Source organism: Micromonospora sp. NPDC000207, assembly GCF_040300925.1.
In the GTDB taxonomy this organism is placed as follows: Bacteria; Actinomycetota; Actinomycetes; order Mycobacteriales; family Micromonosporaceae; genus Micromonospora.
Window position 1 is genome coordinate 1 of sequence record NZ_JBEPEQ010000081.1, and the last position, 19956, is coordinate 19956.

At 70.2% G+C, this 19956-nt stretch carries 16 protein-coding genes and 2 pseudogenes; 12 read left to right on the forward strand and 6 right to left on the reverse strand.

Annotated elements, in window-relative coordinates; all coding sequences use genetic code 11:
- A pseudogene (locus ABT336_RS19400) lies at positions 1-654 on the forward strand (hypothetical protein); the annotation flags it as partial.
- Between the two features lie 45 nt (positions 655-699).
- Here the strand turns inward: ABT336_RS19400 and galK are convergent.
- On the reverse strand, positions 700-1845 hold the full coding sequence (galK, locus tag ABT336_RS19405; RefSeq protein ID WP_350898040.1) for a galactokinase: 1146 nt from the start codon (positions 1843-1845) through the stop codon (positions 700-702).
- Positions 1846-1919: 74 nt separating this feature from the next.
- Positions 1920-2903 (reverse strand): UDP-glucose 4-epimerase GalE, encoded by a 984-nt coding sequence (gene galE / locus ABT336_RS19410; RefSeq protein ID WP_350898020.1) that lies wholly within the window; start codon positions 2901-2903, stop codon positions 1920-1922.
- Positions 2904-2979: 76 nt separating this feature from the next.
- Between galE and trpS the strand changes: the two genes are divergently transcribed.
- Genes trpS through ABT336_RS19430 form a run of 4 tightly spaced genes read left to right on the forward strand, consistent with a single transcriptional unit; the run spans position 2980 to position 6062 of the window.
- Entirely contained in the window at positions 2980-4005 is a 1026-nt protein-coding gene (gene trpS / locus ABT336_RS19415) for a tryptophan--tRNA ligase (protein ID WP_350898021.1), read from the forward strand.
- Positions 4006-4056: 51 nt separating this feature from the next.
- Positions 4057-4608: a 2'-5' RNA ligase family protein gene (locus ABT336_RS19420; protein WP_350898022.1), complete on the forward strand. Its 552-nt coding sequence runs from the start codon at positions 4057-4059 to the stop codon at positions 4606-4608.
- A 52-nt stretch (positions 4609-4660) separates the two neighbouring features.
- Complete coding sequence (locus ABT336_RS19425) at positions 4661-5614, forward strand: YihY/virulence factor BrkB family protein (protein WP_350898023.1); 954 nt, start codon at positions 4661-4663, stop codon at positions 5612-5614.
- A 7-nt stretch (positions 5615-5621) separates the two neighbouring features.
- On the forward strand, positions 5622-6062 hold the full coding sequence (locus tag ABT336_RS19430) for a hypothetical protein (protein WP_350898024.1): 441 nt from the start codon (positions 5622-5624) through the stop codon (positions 6060-6062).
- Positions 6063-6288: 226 nt separating this feature from the next.
- On the opposite strand, the gene ABT336_RS19435 is transcribed toward ABT336_RS19430, so the two are convergent.
- The 3 genes from ABT336_RS19435 to ABT336_RS19445 form a co-directional block, all read right to left on the reverse strand.
- Complete coding sequence (locus ABT336_RS19435; protein ID WP_350898025.1) at positions 6289-7923, reverse strand: glycoside hydrolase family 13 protein; 1635 nt, start codon at positions 7921-7923, stop codon at positions 6289-6291.
- A 263-nt stretch (positions 7924-8186) separates the two neighbouring features.
- On the reverse strand, positions 8187-9284 hold the full coding sequence (locus ABT336_RS19440) for a LacI family DNA-binding transcriptional regulator (RefSeq protein ID WP_350898026.1): 1098 nt from the start codon (positions 9282-9284) through the stop codon (positions 8187-8189).
- Between the two features lie 256 nt (positions 9285-9540).
- Positions 9541-10269, reverse strand: a complete 729-nt coding sequence (locus ABT336_RS19445) for a DUF305 domain-containing protein (protein ID WP_350898027.1) — start codon at positions 10267-10269, stop codon at positions 9541-9543.
- A gap of 245 nt (positions 10270-10514) precedes the next feature.
- Here ABT336_RS19445 and ABT336_RS19450 point away from each other — a divergent pair.
- The 6 genes and pseudogenes from ABT336_RS19450 to ABT336_RS19475 all read left to right on the forward strand — a co-directional run.
- Positions 10515-11921: pseudogene (locus tag ABT336_RS19450) on the forward strand (LVIVD repeat-containing protein); the annotation flags it as partial.
- 538 nt (positions 11922-12459) lie between these two features.
- Positions 12460-12798: a hypothetical protein gene (locus tag ABT336_RS19455; RefSeq protein ID WP_350898028.1), complete on the forward strand. Its 339-nt coding sequence runs from the start codon at positions 12460-12462 to the stop codon at positions 12796-12798.
- Between the two features lie 272 nt (positions 12799-13070).
- Positions 13071-14135, forward strand: a complete 1065-nt coding sequence (locus ABT336_RS19460; RefSeq protein WP_350898041.1) for a BMP family lipoprotein — start codon at positions 13071-13073, stop codon at positions 14133-14135.
- A 92-nt stretch (positions 14136-14227) separates the two neighbouring features.
- Positions 14228-15886 (forward strand): ABC transporter ATP-binding protein, encoded by a 1659-nt coding sequence (locus ABT336_RS19465; RefSeq protein ID WP_350898029.1) that lies wholly within the window; start codon positions 14228-14230, stop codon positions 15884-15886.
- Positions 15883-17211: an ABC transporter permease gene (locus ABT336_RS19470; protein WP_350898030.1), complete on the forward strand. Its 1329-nt coding sequence runs from the start codon at positions 15883-15885 to the stop codon at positions 17209-17211. The genes ABT336_RS19465 and ABT336_RS19470 overlap by 4 nt, the downstream gene beginning before the upstream one ends.
- A 5-nt stretch (positions 17212-17216) precedes the next feature.
- Positions 17217-18497, forward strand: coding sequence for an ABC transporter permease (locus ABT336_RS19475; protein ID WP_350898031.1), 1281 nt, complete (start codon positions 17217-17219; stop codon positions 18495-18497).
- A 113-nt stretch (positions 18498-18610) separates the two neighbouring features.
- Here ABT336_RS19475 and ABT336_RS19480 read toward each other — a convergent pair whose 3' ends face one another.
- Complete coding sequence (locus tag ABT336_RS19480) at positions 18611-19033, reverse strand: hypothetical protein (RefSeq protein ID WP_350898032.1); 423 nt, start codon at positions 19031-19033, stop codon at positions 18611-18613.
- A gap of 217 nt (positions 19034-19250) precedes the next feature.
- On the opposite strand from ABT336_RS19480, the gene ABT336_RS19485 reads away from it, so the two are divergent.
- A complete protein-coding gene (locus ABT336_RS19485; protein ID WP_350898033.1) occupies positions 19251-19955 on the forward strand; it encodes a cytidine deaminase in 705 nt (234 codons plus the stop codon).
- Position 19956: the final 1 nt, after the last annotated feature.

Genomic DNA, 19956 nt, shown 5'->3' on the forward strand with positions numbered 1-19956 from the left:
CCGAGGCTGGCCCCGGTGACCGGCCACCGCGCCGTGCCGGGCCCGGAGCCGACCGCGCCGGGTCCGACCGAGGAGACCAACCATGTCGGGTACGCCCCGACGTGGTGCTGCCCGACCGACGGCGAACCGTGGCCGTGCCGGGAGTTCCGAGGGCTCGATCCCGCCGGGCAGGCGTACCGGTTGCTTGCGTTCTTCGCCCATCACGCGTTGCGCGACCTGCGGGAGGTGGCCGAGCCGACGACGGTCGTGCGGCGGTTCCTCTTCGCCGTCGACCTGTCGGCGGGTGAGGCGCAGGCGGTCGCGTTGCGGATGCTGCGGGCACCCCGCGCGGTGCCGGACCCGTCACCGAACTATCCGCACCGGCCGATGCGCCCGTTGTGGCGGTGTTCGGCCTGCCGACAGGACTGGCCGTGCGAGCCGGCCCGGCGAGGGCTGCTGGCGGCATATGGCACCGACCACGACGGGCTGCTCCGGCACCTGGTCACCATGAAGGTCGAGGCCGGTTTCGCGCTGGATCGGCTCGCTAGCCCGCCGACCCGGGCGGCCCTGGAACGGCGCTTCGTGAGCTGGGCCCGCCGCCCACCCGTCCCGGCACCCGCCGAACCGCGTCCTGTCGAGCCGCGGCTGGGCGAGCGGCGTCCTGCCGAGGGGTGAGAGGGGAACCCTTCTATACCGGAAGCGTTAACAGGGGGCCCTTCCTTACACGGGGGTGGCGCCGGGGGCGGGGAGGGCGGTGAAGATGGTGGGTGGGGTGAAGCCCCGGTCGGAATACGCGGCGGTGACGGCGGCGGCGACCGCTTCGGTGCGGTCGGCGTCGACCAGGGCGAGGACGCAGCCGCCGAAGCCGCCGCCGGTCATCCGGGCCCCCAGGGCACCGGCGGCCAGGGCCGCCTCGACCGCGGTGTCGATCTCGGGGACGGTGATGGCGAAGTCGTCGCGCATCGAGGCGTGCGAGGCGGTGAGCAGTGGGCCGATCTCCCGGATCCCGCCGGCCCGGAGCAGGTCGACGGTCTCCAGGACCCGCTGGTTCTCGGTCACCACGTGCCGGACCCGGCGGCGGGTCTCGTCGTCGGGCAGCCGGTCCAGGGCGGCGGCCAGCCCGTCTGCGGACACGTCCCGCAGGGCCGGCACGCCCAGTGTGTCGGCGGCCCGCTCGCAGGTGGCGCGGCGGGCGGCGTACTCGCCGTCGGCGTGCCGGTGCGGTGCGCGGCTGTCCACGACCAGGATCGCCAGGCTGGCGGCGGCCAGGTCGAACGGGATGTGCTCGACGGCCTCGGTGCGGCAGTCGAGGAAGAGCGCGTGCCCGGCCCGACACCGGATCGTCGCCGACTGGTCCATGATCCCGGTGGGCGCACCGACGTATGCGTTCTCGGCCCGCTTGGCAAGCCGGGGTCGGTCCTCGGCGGGCAGGTCCAGGCCGCCCAGGTCGACCAGGGCGGCCAGCACCGCCGCCTCCAGCGCGGCCGAGGAGGAGAGCCCGGCACCGAGTGGGACGTCCGAGGCGATCGCCAGCCGCGCTCCGGGCACGTCGTGTCCGGCCTCCCGCAGCGCCCAGACCACCCCGGCGACGTACGCCGCCCAGCCGGTGACCCGGCCCGGCCCGGTCACCTCGTCGGCGGTGAAGGTGACCGGCTCGTCGGCCAGCTCCGAGCGGACCGTCCAGGTCGGCCCGTCCTGCCGCGCGGCGGCGACCACGGTACGCAGGGGCAGGGCGAAGGGGAGCACGTACCCGTCGTTGTAGTCGGTGTGCTCGCCGATCAGGTTGACCCGTCCGGGTGCCGCCCAGCGGCCGGCGGGGGGTTCGGCGTACCCGGATCGGAAGGCCGTCTCGGCCCGCTCGGCCACCTCGCCGAGGGGCCGCTGCCCGGCGTCGTCCCCGGCGGAGGGCTTTCCGACGGACCGGTGGCCCGGCCGGGTGGTCACGGCCGGGCCGGTCGGTGTGCCTGGTAGAAGATCCAGGCGTCGGCGACCATGTCGTGCAGTGTGGGTTTGCGGGGGACCCAGCCCAGTTCGGCGCGGGCCAGCGCGGAGGAAGCAACCAGTTCGGCCGGGTCGCCGTCGCGTCGGGGGGCGACCTCCACCGGAACCGGACGGCCGGTGACCTCCCGGACCACGTCGGCCACCTGCCTGTTGCTGAACCCGTTGCCGTTGCCGAGGTTGTAGATCCGGTGTTGCCCGCCGGTCGCCACGTCGAGGGCGAGCAGGTGGGCGCGGGCCAGGTCGGCGACGTGGATGTAGTCGCGGACGCAGGTGCCGTCGGGGGTGGGGTAGTCGTCGCCGAAGAGTTGGAGCTTCTCCCGCACTCCGGCGGCCACCTCAAGGGCGATCGGGATGAGGTGGCTCTCCGGGTCGTGCCGCTCGCCGAGGGCCACGTCGCCGTCGAGGTGGGCACCGGCGACGTTGAAGTAGCGCAGCGAGACGGCGGCCAGCCCGTGCCCGACCGCCTCGGAGGTCAGGGCCATGTCGACGGCGAGCTTGGTGGCCCCGTACGTGTTGGTGGGGGCCTTGACAGCGGTCTCCGGGATGGGGACCTCGGTCGGGTTGCCGTAGACGGCGGCGGTGGAGGAGAAGATCAGCTTCGGTACCCGGGCGGCCCGCACCGCGTCGATCAGGGCGAGCGACCCGACGGTGTTGGTGTGCCAGTAGAGCTCGGGCCGGGTCATCGACTCCCCGGCGGCGATCAGCGCGGCGAAGTGCAGCACCGCGTCGAACCCCGCCTTCGGGGTGAGGACCCGGGCGACGTCGTGGAGGGAGGCCTCGACGTGGACGGCCTCGGGGGCGATGGCGACCCGGTGGCCGGTCCGCAGGTCGTCGAGGACGACCACCTCGTGTCCGGCGTCGAGCAGCATCCGGGTGACCACGCTGCCGATGTAGCCGGCCCCTCCGGTGACGAGCAGTCTCACGTCGTTTCCTCCTGACTGGGTCGCCCCGCGCGGGGTACGTGCCGGTGCTCACCCTACGACTGACAGAATCGCTTGCATGTCCGACGCCGTCGCTCGTCCCCGCGTCCTGTCCGGCATCCAGCCGACCGCCGACTCGTTCCACCTCGGCAACTACCTGGGCGCGGTGCGGCACTGGGTGGCCCTTCAGGACACCCACGACGCGTTCTACTGCGTGGTCGACCTGCACGCGATCACCGCCGGGCACGACCCGTTGGTGCTGCACCAGCGGAGCCGGCGGGCCGCCGCCCAGCTGCTGGCGGTCGGCATCGACCCGGACCGGAGCACCCTGTTCGTCCAGTCCCAGGTGCCCGAGCACGCCCAGCTGGCCTGGATCCTCGGCTGCATCACCGGGTTCGGCGAGGCCAGCCGGATGACCCAGTTCAAGGACAAGTCGCAGAAGCAGGGCAGTGACCGGGCCACCGTCGGCCTCTTCACGTACCCGGTCCTGCAGGCCGCCGACATCCTGCTCTACCAGGCCGACGCGGTGCCGGTCGGCGAGGACCAGCGGCAGCACCTGGAGCTGAGCCGGGACCTGGCCCAGCGGTTCAACACCACCTTCGGGCGGACCTTCACCGTCCCGGCCGCGCACATCGTCAAGGACACCGGCAAGATCACCGATCTTCAGGATCCGACGGCGAAGATGTCGAAGTCCTCCTCGGCTCCCGGCGGCATCATCGACCTGCTGGAGGAGCCGAACCGGTCGGCCAAGAAGATCCGGTCGGCGGTCACCGACACCGGCCGCGAGATCGTCTTCGACGCACAGGCCAAGCCCGGCATCTCCAACCTGCTCACCATCTACTCCGCGCTCAGCGGCCGGGACATCGACGACCTGGTCGGGGCGTACGCCGGGAAGGGCTACGGGGACCTGAAGAAGGACCTGGGCCAGGTGGTGGCCGACTTCGTCAAGCCGATCCAGGAGCGGACGGCGGCGTACCTGGACGATCCGGCCCAGCTCGACAGGCTCCTCGCCGCCGGTGCGGAGAAGGCGCGCGCGGTCGCCGGTGAGACCCTGCGCGCCGCGTACGAACGGGTCGGGTTCTTCCCGCCGGCTCGGGGCGAGTGACCCGAGGCGGCGAACGTGGACGGGTCGGGTCACAGAGGGGTGGCGGTTGAGGTGGATCGTGGCGAGGGCTCGTCGCAGGCGGGTGGCACGATCCAGATCGGGATCGCCGTGGACATCCCGCAGCCGTGGGGGCCGTTCCTGACCCGTCGGCGCGCCGAGGCCGGTGACCCGCAGGCAGCCGACATCCCGGCGCACGTGACACTGCTCGGGCCGACCGAGATCCCGGTGGCCGCGCTTGCGGCGGTCGAGGCCCACCTGGCGGCGGTCGCCGCCGCCCACCTGCCGTTCACCCTGCACCTGCGGGGGACCGGCACCTTCCGGCCGGTCACCCAGGTGGTGTTCGTGGCCGTCGCGGCGGGGATCAGCGAGTGCGAGCTGCTCGCCGCCGCCATCGGCTCCGCCGCCGAGCTGCACCGGGAGGCCAGGTTTCCGTACCATCCGCACGTCACCGTCGCCCAGGACGTCGCACCGGAAGCCCTCGACCGGGCGTACGAGGACCTGGCCGACTTCTCGGCGATGTTCGAGGTGAACTCGTTCACCCTGTTCTCCCACAGCGGCCAGGCCCGGTGGCAGCCGCGTCGGGACTTCCCGCTCGGCGGTTGAACGATCGCCGCGTCCGAGACGGTTCGTCGACTCCGTCGGCGAGGATGACACCGTGGACGTGATGGGGCGGCTCCAGGCCGGCATCGACCGTCGGCTCGACGGTGCCCGTCGGCGTTCGGCAGTCTTCGACCACGTCTGGCGGGCCGGGGAGTTGTACGCCGAGGCGCTCGGTGCCCGGCTGGCCGCCGCGATCGCGTACTACGGCTTCTTCGCCGCGTTCGCGTTGGCGCTGGTGGGGTACTCCGTCTTCGGCGCGATCCTGGAGGACAACGACGACGTCAGCGCCGCCGCCGCCGACTTCCTCAGGGAGAACCTGCCGTTCCTCGACCCGGAGCAGATCGCCCAGAGCAGTGGCACCGTCGGGGTGGTGGGGCTGGTGATCCTGGTCTTCACCGGGATCGGCTGGATCGAGGCGATCCGTTCCTCGCAGCGTCTGCTGTACGGGCTCAACCAGCAGCCCGGCAACCTGGTGGTCCGGCGGCTGGTCGACCTGGGCGTGATGGTCGGCGTGTTCCTGCTGCTCGGCGTCTCGGTGGCCGCCGTCGACGCGTTGGAGTCGTTGCTGCGGTTCCTGCTGCGCAGCACCGGGTCGATCGGCCTGACCACCGTCAGCGCCGTGCTGAGTGTGCTTGTCAACGCGGTGTTGGCCGCCGCGCTGCTGGTGGCCGTGCCCCGACTGCGGATGAGTCGGCGTCGGTTGCGTCCGGTGGTGTTCGTCGTCGCGATCGGCATCACGCTGCTCAACACGGTGGGCCGGTACTACGTGGTCCGGACCGAGCGCAACCCGGCGTACGCGGTGGTGGCCGGTGCCGTCGGGTTGCTGGTCTACCTGTACCTGCTCAACCAGTTGGTGCTCTTCGGGGCGGCGCTCGCCGCCACCAGTCGACACGGTCGGGTGGTCGACCTGGCGGAGGCTCCGGCTGCCCGGGACGTCGACGTGGAGACCGATCCAGATGGCCCGGATTCGAGTGAACGGCACCCGCGTCCGCACCCTCGCGGCCCATGATGAGCCGGTGGGCGCACTCGTGACGTTGGACCTGCCGGCGGACTCGCCGATGCTTGGCCTGCCCTGGATCATCACCTTCGGCCCGCTCGACGAGGCCGACGAGTGGGAGCCGGTGGTCTGCGGCCCGTACGAGCGCCCCCACGCGCTCGCCCTCGCCGAGGCGGTGGTCTCCGAGGAGCCGCTGATGGCGGTGGTCGAGCCGCTGTTGCCGGCGGTCTCCGCCGCCGAGATCCGCGACGAGATCACCGCCGCCCGTACCGCCGTCTGCGACACCACCGAGACCGACGAGATCGACCTGTACGGCGACTACGAGGAGACGTTCGACGAGGAACAGGACCGCCTCACCGAGGAGGAGCGGCACTCCCAGCCCCTCACCGAACCCACCGAGGAGGAGCTGCGGGCCGGGTTCAACCGGATCGCCGGCATGCTCACCGGCAAGGGGACCTGACCGCGTACGCCGCTGGTCGACCGCGTAGAACGCTCGACCGGGTACACCGCTGATCGACCGCGTACACCCCTCGGCGGCGGCACCCGGACGATCCCGGGCACCGCCGCCGTTCACCCCCCACCACAAGGGGTCGTCAGAGCCCGGCCGCCGGCTGGCGTCGTGGCACGGCCGGGCGACCAGGGCGATCTCTGCTTACCCCGGGGAGCCTCCTGTCAATCCCCCCGGTTCAGTGCTCGTCGAACCAGGCGGCGGCGTCGACGGGGAGCACGTGTCCGGTGCCCGCCGGGGTGAGCTCGGCGCTGGCGGCGATCGCCGTTCCGTACCCGTCGATCGTCACCGGCGCGCCGCTGAGGTTGACCACGCAGGTCAGGGCGGCCGGACCGGCGACGCGACGGAAGGCGAGCACCCCCGGGTCGGTGTCGAGCCAGACCACCTCCCCGGCGTCGGTGGCCAGCGCCGGATGGTCGTGCCGGATCCGCAGCGCGGTCCGGTACAGCTCCAGGGTGGATCCGGATACACCGGTCTGCGCCGCCACCGACAGCGCCTGCCAGGTGGCCGGGGCGGGCAGCCAGCTCGGTGCACCGCCCGGCGGGCCGAAGCCGTACGGGGCCAGTTCCCCGTCCCACGGGATCGGCACCCGACAGCCGTCCCGGCTCTCCCCGGTACGCAGGAACGCCGGGTCCTGACGCAGCTCGTCGGGGAGGTCGAGGACCTCCGGGAGGCCCAACTCCTCACCCTGGTACAGGTAGGCGCTGCCGGGCAGGGCGAGCATCAGGAGGCTGGCCGCCCGGGCGCGGCGAAGCCCCTGCGGGCCGTCGCCGTACCTGGTGACGTGCCGTTGCTTGTCGTGGTTGGAGAGCACCCAGGTGGTCGGCGCTCCGACGATCGTCGACTCGGTCAACGCGGTGTCGATCACCTTCCGGAACGAGTCGGCAGACCAGGTGGCGTCGAGGAAGTCGAAGCTGAACGCCTGGTGCAGCTCGTCCGGGCCGATGTAGCGGGCCAGCCGCTGGGGCGTCTCTGCCCAGGCCTCGGCGACAGCCATCCGACCGCCGGGGTAGCTGTCCAGGATCGGCCGCCAGGCGCGGTAGACGTCGTGCACCTCGTCCTGGTCGAAGTAGGGCAGCCGACCCTTGCCGAGCAGTTCGGACTGGCGGCGGCCGGTGGTCATCGAGTTGAAGCCGACGTCGGGAAGCCCCTCGGCTTTGATCATGCCGTGGGCGACGTCGATCCGGAATCCGTCGACGCCCCTGTCGAGCCAGAACCGCAGGATGTCCAGGAACTCCTCGCGTACCTCGGGGTGCCGCCAGTTCAGGTCGGGTTGGGCCGGGTCGAACAGGTGCAGGTACCACTGCCCGTCGGGGACCCGCGTCCAGGCCGGGCCGCCGAAGATGCTCTCCCAGTCGTTTGGCGGGAGACCGCCGTCGGGTCCCTGGCCGTCGGCGAACAGGTAGTGGTCCCGTTCGGGGGAGCCGGGGGCGGCGGCCAGCGCCGCCTGGAACCAGGGGTGCGCGTCGGAGGTGTGGTTCGGCACGAGGTCGACGATGATCCGCAGGCCCAGTGCGTGGGCGTCGGTGATCATGTGGTCGAAGTCGGCGAGGGTGCCGAACATCGGGTCGACGTCCCGGTAGTCGGCCACGTCGTAGCCGCCGTCGACCATCGGGGAGGTGTAGAAGGGCGTCAGCCAGAGCGCGTCCACCCCCAGGTCGCGCAGGTACGGCAGGTGTTCCCGGATGCCCCGTAGGTCGCCGACGCCGTCGCCGTCGGAGTCGGCGAAACTGCGTACGTAGACCTGGTAGACGACGGCGGACCGCCACCAGTCGTCGTCGGTGGTCGGCGGGGTCAGGTGTGGGGTGGTCATCGGTCTCGGACCCCGTTCTTCGGCGCGGGACGGTGGCGGCGTCCGGCCTCGCCGCTGACGGGCGGGCGCGGACGTCCCAGCAGAATGCCGTCAAGCTCCTGAAAGAGTCAAGCAAACCTTACGCAAGCCCCCCCCCCCACCCCGGCCTCCCCGGCCCCCCACCCCCGCCCCCCCGCCCCCCGGCCTCCCCAGCCCCCCGGCCTCCCGTGGTGATCAAGGGGTTTGCGTCATGGGAACCGCCCGAACTGACGCAAACCCCTTGATCAACGCGGGACGGCGAGGGGGCGACGGAGGGGCGACGGAGGGGTTGCGGGGGTAGGGGAGTGGTGTGGTGGGGTGTCCCCGGCGGGCCGGGCGATCGCTGTGGAGCCACGGACCACCAGCTCCGGACGGAACAGGTACTCCGAGTGGGGGGCACCGTGGCCGTTGATCTCGTCGACCAGCGCCCGGACGGCCGCCACCGCCATCGCCGCGACCGGCTGACGCATTGTGGTCAACGGCGGATCGGTGAACGCCATCAGGGGCGAGTCGTCGTACCCGACGACGGAGAGGTCATCGGGTACGGAGAGGCGGCGCTGGCGGGCGGCCCGGATCGCGCCCAGCGCCATCAGGTCCGAGCCGGAGACGATCCCAGTGACCCCCCGCTCCAGGAGCCGACCGGCGGCGGCCTCGCCCCCCTCCACCCCGAACAGGGACAGTTCGGCCAGCTCGGCCAGTTCGGCCTCGTCCAGCCCGGTGAGCCGGGACATCGCCGCCCGGAAGCCGGCCACCCGCCGCTGCACCGGGACGAACCGGTCCGGGCCGGTGATCAGGCCGATCCGCCGGTGCCCCAGGGCCACCAGGTGGGCCACGGCGAGTTCGGTGGCCTCACGGTCGTCGCAGGAGACGAAGGGGGCGGCGATCCCCGGCGCGTACCCGTTGATCATGACGACCGGGAGCGGTCTGGCGATCAGGGACCGGTATCTGTCGTGGTCGGCGGCGGCGTCGGCGTGCCGACCGGAGACGAAGACGATCCCGGAGACCTGCCGGTCCAGCAGCATCTCGACGTACTCGTCCTCGGTGACCCCGCCGGGGGTCTGGGTGCAGAGCACCGGGGTGAAGCCGCTCTGGGCCAACGTGGACTCGATGACCTGGGCGAACGCCGGGAAGATCGGGTTCTCCAGCTCCGGGGTCACCAGGCCGACCAGTCCGGCGCTGCGTTTGCGCAGTCGGGCGGGGCGCTCGTAGCCGAGGACGTCGAGGGCGGTCAGGACGGCCTGCCGGGTCGCGGGGGCCACACCGGGGCGGTCGTTGAGCACCCGCGACACGGTGGCCTCGCTGACATCTGCCTGTTGGGCGATGTCGGACAGTCGAGCGCGCATGGCGGCACTGTAGCGCAGGGGCAACTTCTTGCGGACTTCTCTGCAAGGTTTTCCATCCCCTACAATATCTTGCTGGCGTCCCGGCAACCCGTGAGACCTGCGGCGCTTCCCTCACGCGCCGGGCAGCAAGACTTTTCACCACACCGACTCGGGTTGGTGGACAGCCTGTTCGGGCTGGGCGTCGACTTCCTCCAGCGCTACATCGTCTCCGGGCTGACCTCCGCAGCGGTGAAGGGGTGACCCGTCGAGCGGCGGGTCACCCGGCGAGGGCCTCCCGCATCCGCTGGATCTCGACCCGCTGCTCGACGGCGACGCTGGTGGCGGCCTCGTTGACGATGGAGTCGACGCCGAGCGTCTGCGCCTCCAGGGCCATCTTGACGGCTCCCTCGTGGTGGTCGCTCATCATGGAGACGAAGAGCCTGTCGAACTCGGCGCCCCGGGCGGCCTCCAGGTTCTGCAACGCCTCCGGCGACTGCATGCCGGACATCCCGTGGGCGTGGCCCCGGTCTGCTGCCGCGTCCCGCTTGAGGCCCCGCGCCTCCAGCCAGCTCTCCAGGGTCTTGATCTCCGGTCCCTGGGCGGCCAGGATCCGGTCGGCGATGGCGGCGATGCCGGTGTTGGCGGCCCGCTGCGGGGCGAGCCGCGCCATGACGAGGGCCTGCTCGTGGTGCGGGATCATCATGGTGACGAACCGGACGTCGGCCGCGTTGTAGGAGGGCGACGGCAGCGGGGTGAACTCGTTGGCCGGCACCTTCTGCGCCGTCTCGCCGGGGCGGCCGGGGCGCAGGACCGGCGCGCTGGCGTCCGGCATCCCGGAGAGGGCGATCGGGTCCGGGGCGGCGGCGCTCGCAGTGGGCTCGGGCTCGTCGTCGCCGAGTCCGAAGGCCACCGCTGCTCCGGCGACCAGTACGGCGACCACGGCCAGTTCCACTACGACGATGGTCCGCCACCGGCGGGACCGTCCGCGGATCTGTTTGCCTAGCACAGTTCGTCTCCTGCCACCGACCCAGATTTGGCCGGGATCGTAACGCGGCCTGGCCAGCACCGGAAGGGTTGCCGAGCGATATGGACGAATACTCCGCGCTGCGCTTTTTGTTCAGGGACTTCGCAGGGTCGAGTTACCTGATCGTTACCTTCCCTGGTTCACGACTGTGATGCAGATCACAATGTCCTCGTCGGACCCCACGATATGGTCCCGTCACCTCTCCCCCCGACGAAGGGTGTCGTTCGATGTTCAGTAAACCCCCACAAGGGACGCGGCGGCTCGGGGTCATCAGCCTTGCCGCCACCGCGGCCCTTCTGCTGACCTCTGTGGCCGGTGCCCCGGCCAGCGCCGCCGTCGACGAGACCGCCGACCCGGGATACGTCATCCCCGGGGTGGACGAAATCAAGTCCAGCAGCAACTTCCGGACGATCGCCAACCTGCCCAAGTCGGGGGCGTTCGACAGGGAGTCCTCGTACAACACCGACATCGCCTTCCAGGGCAACTACGCCTTCGTCGGCAACTACGACGGCTTCACCACGTACGACATCAGCAAGCCGCGTAACCCGAAGCTGGTGAGCCAGGTCCTCTGCCCGGGTGCGCAGAACGACATCTCGGTCCACGGCAACCTGCTCTTCCTCTCCGTCGACTCCTCCCGAAACGACGACTCGTGCAACAGCACCGCGCAGTCGGCGACCATCAAGAGCTCGTGGGAGGGCGTCCGGATCTTCGACGTCTCCGACAAGGTCAACCCGACCTACGTCAAGGCCATCGAGACCGACTGCGGGTCGCACACCCACACCCTCGTCCCGGCCAAGACCAAGGACAAGATCTACGTCTACGTCCAGTCGTACAGCCCGAACGCGAGCTTCCCGGACTGCCAGCCGCCGCACGACAAGCTCTCGATCATCGAGGTCCCGCTCAACGACCCGACCCAGGCCAGTGTGGTCGCCACCCCGAACCTGTTCCCGGGTGAGCTGGGCGCCGCCTCGACCAGCGGCTGCCACGACGTGACCGTCTACGCCGAGCTGGACCTGGCCGCCGGTGCCTGCATGGGCGACGGGGTCCTGATGGACATCTCCGACCGGACCAACCCGGTCGTGCTCAGCCGGGTCCGGGACACCAACTTCGCCTTCTGGCACTCCGCGACCTTCAACAACAGCGGCAACAAGGTCATCTTCACCGACGAGCTGGGCGGCGGTGGCGCGGCCACCTGCAACCCGACCATCGGCCCGAAGCGCGGTGCGAACGCCCTCTTCGACATCGAGGGTGAGGGGGCCGAGCGGAAGCTCGTCTTCAAGAGCTACTTCAAGATCCCCCGGGAGAACACCCGGTTCGAGAACTGCGTCGCCCACAACGGCTCCCTGATCCCCGCCATGGGCCGCGACATCATGGTCCAGGCCTGGTACCAGGGTGGCATCTCGGTCTTCGACTTCACCGACTCCAGCAACCCGGTCGAGATCGGGTTCTGGGAGCGGGGTCCGCTGTCGGACTCCCGCCTGGTGCTGGGCGGCTCCTGGTCGGCCTACTACCACAACGGGTTCATCTACTCCTCTGACATCCAGAAGGGCTTCGACGTTCTCAAGATCGCGGACGCCCGGACAAACAACGCCGAGGCCGTGGTGGCCTTCGACGAGTCCAACCCGCAGAACCAGATCAGCTACCCCGAGTGCGACCACGTGCTCACCGCCCGGGTCAACGGCGGTCTGACCGTCAAGGCCGGCAGCACCGTCTGCCTGGACCGGGCGACCGTCAACGGCGTCGTCAAGGTCGCGGCCGGTGGCAGCCTGATCGTGTACAAGAGCACCGTCAACGGTGACGTCAACGCCAACGGCTCCCAGCTGGTCAACCTGGTGGAGACCACAGTCAACGGCGGCCTGAAGGCGGTCGGTGCCAAGACCACCATCAAGAACACCACCATCACCGGGGCCGTCCGGCTCGTCTAGTCACGCACGCCGCCGGTACGGTCCGGCTCCGCTGGTCACACACACCGCCGGTACGGTCCGGCTCCGCGGTCACACACACCGCCGGTACGGTCCGGCCCAGCTGGTCACGCAGGCCGCCGGGTGGACCAGTGATGGCGGCCAGGGCGCCCGGTCGGGGAGCTTCTCCGACCGGGCGCCTCGGCGTCGGCGGGCCGACCACGCCGAGGTCGCTACTACGTTCCGTCGTTGATAGGGGAGGATGGGGCACATGGAAGCTCTGCGACTGATTCTCCTGTACCTGCACCTGATCGGCTTCGCGCTGCTGCTCGGTGGTGCGGTCGCCCAGCTGGTGACCGGAAAGATCCGGATGAACCCGGCGATGCTCTGGGGCGCGGTGATCCAGCTGGCCACCGGGATCGGCCTTTCCGCCCCGCTGCGCGACGGCGACGAACCGTCCCCGGTCAAGCTCGGCGTCAAGCTGCTGCTCGCCGTGCTGATCTTCGTCATGGTGTTCTTCAGCCGTAAGCGCGACGAGGTCAACCGGGGACACTTCCTGGCGGTCGTCGGCCTGACCCTGGTCAACGCGGCGGTGGCGGTCTTCTGGTGATCATCGGTCCGGTCGTCAGATGACCGGACGTTCCACCCGGCCCACCGGCCGAGGATCGGACACGAGGGTGATCCGACGCCCCCGAGGGTTACGCAAGGGTAACGAGCGTTGAACAGTCGTGCACGATTGTCGGCCGGTGGGTGGACGCGGGCGTACGCTTCGCGTCCGTAACGATGAACCGCCGGCGGCAAGGCGCAGGCCGGCTCAAGGGCAGCCACCGCTTCTGGCGCGGTGTGCAATGGGAAGGAGACGTCTTGCGCACTGTGCGTGGGATGCGGATCGCCTCCGTCGTCGCGGTGGGCGGGCTCGTACTGAGCGCCGCCGCGTGTGGCGAGGCCCCCGAGGAGAACAACAGCGCCGGCAGCGGCGACCAGAAGTTCAACGCCTGCATGGTGACCGACGTCGGGGGCATCGACGACAAGTCCTTCAACGCCTCGGCCTGGAAGGGCCTGGAGGCGGCCAAGGAGCAGAACAGCAACATCGAGGTCAAGTACGTCCCGTCCAAGGCCGAGGCCGACTACGAGCCGAACCTGACCCAGTACGTCAACCAGGGCTGCGACTTCGTCCTGGCCGTCGGCGGACTGATGGGCGAGGCCACCGGCAAGATCGCCAAGGCGAACCCGAACCAGCAGTTCGGCATCGTCGACGCCGCCACCGGTGACCCGAACGTCTACCCGATGCAGTTCGACACCGCCCAGGCCGGCTTCCTCGCCGGATACCTGGCGGCCGGGATGACCGAGAGCGGCACCGTGGGCACCTACGGGGGCATGAAGATCCCGCCGGTGACCATCTTCATGGACGGGTACGCCGACGGCGTCGCCCACTACAACACCACGAAGAACGAGGACGTGAAGCTGGTCGGCTGGGACAAGGCCGCCCAGAACGGCTCCTTCACCAACGACTTCATCAAGCAGGACGAGGGCAAGAAGGTCAGCGACGCCCTCGTCGCCCAGGGCGCCGACATCATCATGCCGGTCGCCGGTGGCGCGGGCCTCGGCACCACCGGTGCCGCCCAGGCCTCCAACGGCCAGTACAACACCATCTGGGTGGACGTCGACGGGTGCGAGAGCACCCAGAACTGCCCGGCGATCCTCACCACCGTGGTCAAGAACATCGCCGGTGCCGTCACCGAGGCCGTGATCAAGGCGGCCAACGGCGAGAAGCTGGAGCCCGAGCCGGGCTACCTGGGCACCCTGGAGAACGAGGGTGTCTCCCTGGCGCCGTACCACGAGTTCGACAGCAAGGTCCCGGCCGAGCTGAAGGCCGAGATCGACAAGCTGAAGGCGGACATCTCCGGCGGCACCATCAAGGTCACCTCGGCCGCGCAGCCGAAGTGACAGGTCCCGGCCGCCGACGGTGAGGCGATCACCATCGGTCGGCCGGGCCACCCGTTCGACACGTCCGGCCGTCCCGGTCGCCACGGGCCACGGTGCCCGAGCCCCGGGGCGGCCGGTCTGCGCCGATCCTCTCCACCCGGATCGGCGGCGGTCCGACAGGTCGGCCCGCTAGGCTGCACCATCCCCCGCTCGCACCCTCGGAGGTTGCGCTGAGACTCGAACTGCGCGGCATCACCAAGCGGTTCGGTGACCTGGTCGCCAACGACCACATCGACCTGACGGTGGAGCCAGGAGAGATCCACGCCCTGCTCGGTGAGAACGGGGCGGGCAAGTCGACGCTGATGAACGTGCTCTACGGGCTCTACCAGCCGGACGAGGGCGAGATCCTGGTCGACGGGAGGCCACTGACCCTCAAGGGACCGGCGGACGCCATCTCCGCCGGGATCGGGATGGTGCACCAACACTTCATGCTGGTGCCGGTCTTCACAGTCACCGAGAACATCATGCTCGGCGCCGAGCACGTCCGGGGCGGCATCGCCGGGTTCCTGGACCGGCGGCGGGCCCGCCGCGAGGTCGCCGAGGTGTCCGAGCGGTACAACCTGCGCGTCGACCCGGACGCCGTCATCGAGGACCTGCCGGTCGGCATCCAACAGCGGGTGGAGATCGTCAAGGCCCTCACCCGCGACGTCGACCTGCTCATCCTCGACGAGCCCACCGCGGTGCTGACGCCGCAGGAGACCGAAGAACTGCTCACCGTGATGCGGTCGCTCAAGGCGGCCGGCAAGTCGATCGTCTTCATCACCCACAAGCTGGGCGAGGTCAAGGCGATCGCCGACCGGATCACCGTGATCCGGCGGGGACGGACCGTCGGCACCGCCTCCCCCGAGGCGAGCCGGGACGAACTGGCAGCGCTCATGGTCGGGCGTAGCGTCCGGCTGACCGTCGAGAAGCAGAAGGCCACCCCCGGGGAGCCGGTGCTGGAGGTCACCGGCCTGGTCGTCGACGACGACAGGCAGGTACGCGCCGTCGACGGGGTCGACCTGACAGTGCGGGCGGGTGAGGTCCTGGGCGTCGCCGGGGTGCAGGGCAACGGGCAGACCGAGCTGATCGAGGCGATCATGGGCCTGCGTCCGGTGCTCGGCGGGACGGTCGCCCTCGACGGACGGCCGATCGACGGCTGGTCGACGAAGAAGGTGCTCCGTGCCGGGGTCGGGTACGTCCCCGAGGACCGCAGCGTCGACGGGGTGGTCAAGGAGTTCAGCGTGGCCGAGAACCTCGTCCTGGACCTCTACGACCGGCCGCCCTTCGGCCGGGGACTCGCCCTACGGCTCGACGAGATCGCCAGGTCGGCCCAGGAGCGGATCGACCAGTTCGACGTGCGTACGTCCTCGGCCGAGGCGCCGGTGGGGACCCTCTCCGGTGGCAACCAGCAGAAGGTCATCGTCGCCCGGGAGCTGTCCCGGCCGCTGAAGCTCTTCATCGCCGCCCAGCCGACCCGGGGCGTCGACGTCGGGTCGATCGAGTTCATCCACAGCCGGATCATCCACGAGCGTGACGTCGGCACCGCAGTCCTGGTGGTCTCCAGCGAGCTGGACGAGGTGATCGCCCTCGCCGACCGGATCGCGGTGATGTACCGGGGCCGGATCATCGGCATCGTCGGCCCGGAGACCTCGCGCGAGGCGATCGGCCTGCTGATGGCCGGCATCGTCGGCGAGACGGCCGAGGGACCAGGTAGCGAGGACCAGCAATGACCGACCCAGTGCCCCCCTCGGGCTCCCCCGACAAGGAACCGGCGACGCCGTCGCAGGCCGAACAGGCCGCACTCGACAACACCGGGCGCGCCGAGCAGGCAGCGACCGGGAAGGCCGGGCAGACCCACAAGCCGTCGCTCGGGCAGGCCTTCCTGGACAACCTCTGGGCTGCGAACACCTTCACCGTGACCCTGCTGTCGCTGGTCCTGGCGATGGTCGTGGGCGCGATCCTGATGATCGTCTCCGACCCCGACGTACTCGCCACCTACAGCTACATCACCGCCCGGCCCTCGGACGCCATCGAGGCGAGCTGGGCGCTGGTCAGCGACGCGTACGCGAACATGTTCAAGGGCGCGGTCTTCGACCCCGACGCGGTCGGCTTCCAGGCCGCGATGAGCCCGATCTCGGAGACCCTCACCTACACCGCCCCGCTGGTCTTCACCGGCCTGTCGGTGGCGCTGGCCTTCCGGGGCGGCATGTTCAACATCGGTGCCCAGGGGCAGGCCACCATGGGTGTCATCATGGCCGCCCTGGCCGGGTTCCTGCTGCCGCTGCCGCCCGGGGTGCACCTGGTCGTCGCGGTCCTTGCCGGTGCGCTCGGCGGGGCCATCTGGGGATTCATCCCCGGCATCCTCAAGGCCCGCACCGGTGCCCACGAGGTGATCAACACGATCATGCTCAACTACGTCGCGTTGTACTTCCTGACCTGGCTGATCATCCAGAACGGCATCCAGGACCCGAACCGTACCGACGCGATCAGCAGGTCGGTGGACGCCTCGGCGCAACTGCCCCGGCTCTTCGGGGACGGGCTGCGGGCACACTCGGGGATCATCCTCGCCATGCTGGCCACCGCTGCGGTGGCCTGGCTGCTGAACCGGTCGACGCTCGGATTCGAGCTACGGGCTGTCGGCGCCAACCCGGACGCCGCCCGCACCGCCGGGATCAGCGTCACCCGCACCTACGTGCTGACGATGGTCTTCGCCGGAATGCTGGCCGGTCTCGGCGGCAGCAACATGGTCCTCGGCTCCACCGCGACGGCGCTGACCCCGCTGGTGGTGGCCCAGATCGGGTTCGACGGGATCCTGGTCGCGCTGCTCGGTCGGGTGAAGCCGTGGGGGGTGGCACTGGCGGCGTTGCTGTTCGGCGCGCTCCAGGCCGGCGGTAACCGGATGCAGTCGTACGCGGGGATCTCGCTTGAACTGGGCACCGTCCTGCAGGCGCTGATCGTCATCTTCATCGCCGCGCCGGCCCTGGTGAAGGCGATCTTCCAGCTCCGGGCCGCGCGGGCGGCCCGGCTCCAGACGAGCCTGGCGAAGGGCTGGTGACGCCGATGTCCACCACGGCTGTCGAGGACGTCGCGGTCGCCCCGGTCGATCAGGGCTTCTGGACCCGTACCCGCAAGGTGGGGTTGCTCCTGGTCGGGCTCGGCCTGGTCGGAGCGGTCCTGTTCGGGTCGCTCGCCACCGGTGAGCAGGCCCGGTTCACCCTCAGCGAGGACTCCGCCGGTGCCGCCCTGGCGATCGACGGCACGGTCGGCGCGATCCTGTTCGGCCTGATCGTCCTGGCCGCCGGGGCGACCCTGCTCGTCGGGGTGCCTCGACGCTGGTTCGTCCTGGTGCTCGGGGTCGGCCTGGTCGGGTTCGTGCTGTCCTTCCTCTGCTGGCAGATCTCCGACGCGCAACCCGGGCAGAACTTCATGCCCCTGGTCAACATCCTCCGGGGCACCTTCATCCTGGCCCTGCCACTGATCTTCGGTGCCCTGGCCGGGGTGCTCTGCGAACGCTCCGGTGTGGTCAACGTGGCCATCGAGGGGCAGCTGCTGATGGGAGCGTTCAGCGGGGCGCTGTTCGGAAGCATCTCCGGCAGCGTCTGGGTCGGTCTGGTCGCGGCGGCGATCGGCGGTGCGACGATCTCCCTGCTGCTCGCCGTGTTCGCCATCCGGTACCTGGTCGACCAGGTGGTGATGGGCATCGTGCTCAACCTGCTCGCGCTCGGCGTCACCGGGTTCCTCTACGAACGGCTGATGCAGACCGACCCGACCCGCTACAACAGCGCCCCCCGGTTCAGCAACTGGGAGATCCCGCTGCTGTCGGACATTCCGCTGCTCGGTCCGGCGCTCTTCCGCGGGAACATCTTCCTCTACCTCGGTCTGCTGCTGGTCCTGGTGCTGCACATCGCGCTGTTCCGGACCCGTTGGGGGCTGCGGACCCGGTCGGTGGGGGAACACCCCACCGCCGCCGACACCCTCGGCGTCAAGGTCCTCCGCCTGCGCTACCTCAACGTCACTCTCGCCGGGGTGGTCGCAGGTATCGGCGGGGCCTCCTACACCCTGGCGCTCTACTCGTTCACCAAGAACATGATCGGCGGAAAGGGGTTCATCGCCCTGGCCGCGCTGATCTTCGGCCGGTGGAGTCCGACCGGAGCGCTGCTCGCCGCGCTCTTCTTCGGCTTTGCCGACCAGCTCGCCACCTACCTCGGTGCCATCAACAGCATCATCCCGAGCCAGTTCCTGGCGATGCTGCCGTACCTGGCGACGATCCTGGCGGTGGCGGGCCTGGTCGGTCGGGTACGCGCACCGGCCGCCGACGGCAAGCCGTACATCAAGGGCTGAGCATCGCCCCTCCGCCATGCGGAGGGGCGATCTCGCTGGACGGCGCACTGTGCCCGGGGCGGAGCCTTTGCTGGCGGGTCAGACACCTCGATGGAGGTTCGAAGGCGTGACAGTCACGCCGCAGAAGATCGGTCCGCACGGTGCTGACGGATCGCTCTTCCGATCGCAACCAGCGCGACTGCGACGGCGACTCCCAGCAGCATGAGGACAAGAGGATTAACGTGCGCGGGCACCATGTCGATATAGGCATTGCATCTTCGCTCAAGGGGAAAGTATTTCGCTCGCCCGTACCCGTCGACCCAGGTCTGGTGGCGAGACAGGCACAGGTCCCGCGCATCCGCCCAGAAGAGCGCAAGGTGGGTAAGGCCGAAGAGGTATGCCTCGGACGCGGCCACCAGTAGGTAGCCTGCTCCGCGAGCCGATGGTCGGGCAGCCGCCGGCAGCCGTTTCGAGCCCCGCTTGATCATTCTGACGGCCAGCACTGCGGCTGGCGCGGTCAGGACGAGTACCGAGAACCCCAGGACGGCCATCTTCACCTCTACGTCATACGACGGCCCGAGATATTGAATTTACCATCGTCGTACTTTGATGGGATCGGGATCCGACCTGGGCATTCGCTTCGAGCATCGTCCACGAGGTGGCAGCCTGCGCAGCGTGACGCCAGGGTGCGGCGGTCACTTCGTCTCCACCGTCCGGCCGCCTACGGGCCACCAACGTTGCAGCCGCTCAGCGGCCGTACGGCAGACTGTCGGAATGCAGATCGACTGGGAACGGCTGCGGGCCGCTGCCACCGAGGTGATGCGGCACGCGTACGTGCCGTACTCGAAGTTCCCGGTCGGGGCGGCCGCCCTGGTCGACGACGGCCGGATCGTGGTCGGGTGCAACGTGGAGAACGCCGCGTACGGGGTGGTGCTCTGCGCCGAGTGCGGGGTGGTCTCGTCCCTGCACGCCACCGGCGGGGGTCGACTGGTCGCCCTCTCCTGCGTCGACGCCACCGGGGAGCCGCTGATGCCCTGCGGCCGGTGTCGGCAGCTGCTCTGGGAGCAGGGCGGGCCGGAGTGTCTGATCGAGTCGCGGACCGGCCCGCTGCGGATGGCCGAGCTGCTCCCGCACGCCTTCGACGTGGCCGACCTGGACGCGGTGACCCGGGAGCAGTCGGTGCCGGTGGTGCCCGACCGGCTGGCGGCCTGGCGGGGGCGGGGGACTGTCTTCGTCCACCCCGACCTGTCGGCCGGGCGGGAGGTCTGGACGGCGTACTGGGAACGGTCCGCCGGGGACACCGACGGTGCCGAGACCGGGGTCCTGGAGGAGGGGCCGAGCTGGGACGCCTCGACGGAGGCGATCGCCTGGGGGCTGGCCCGTACGCCTCGGGTGGTGGTGGTGGACGCGGCCGGAACGATCTTCTGGGCTGGCGAGGGGGAGCCACCCTCGGAGATTCCGATTCGCTGGGGTGGGTGAG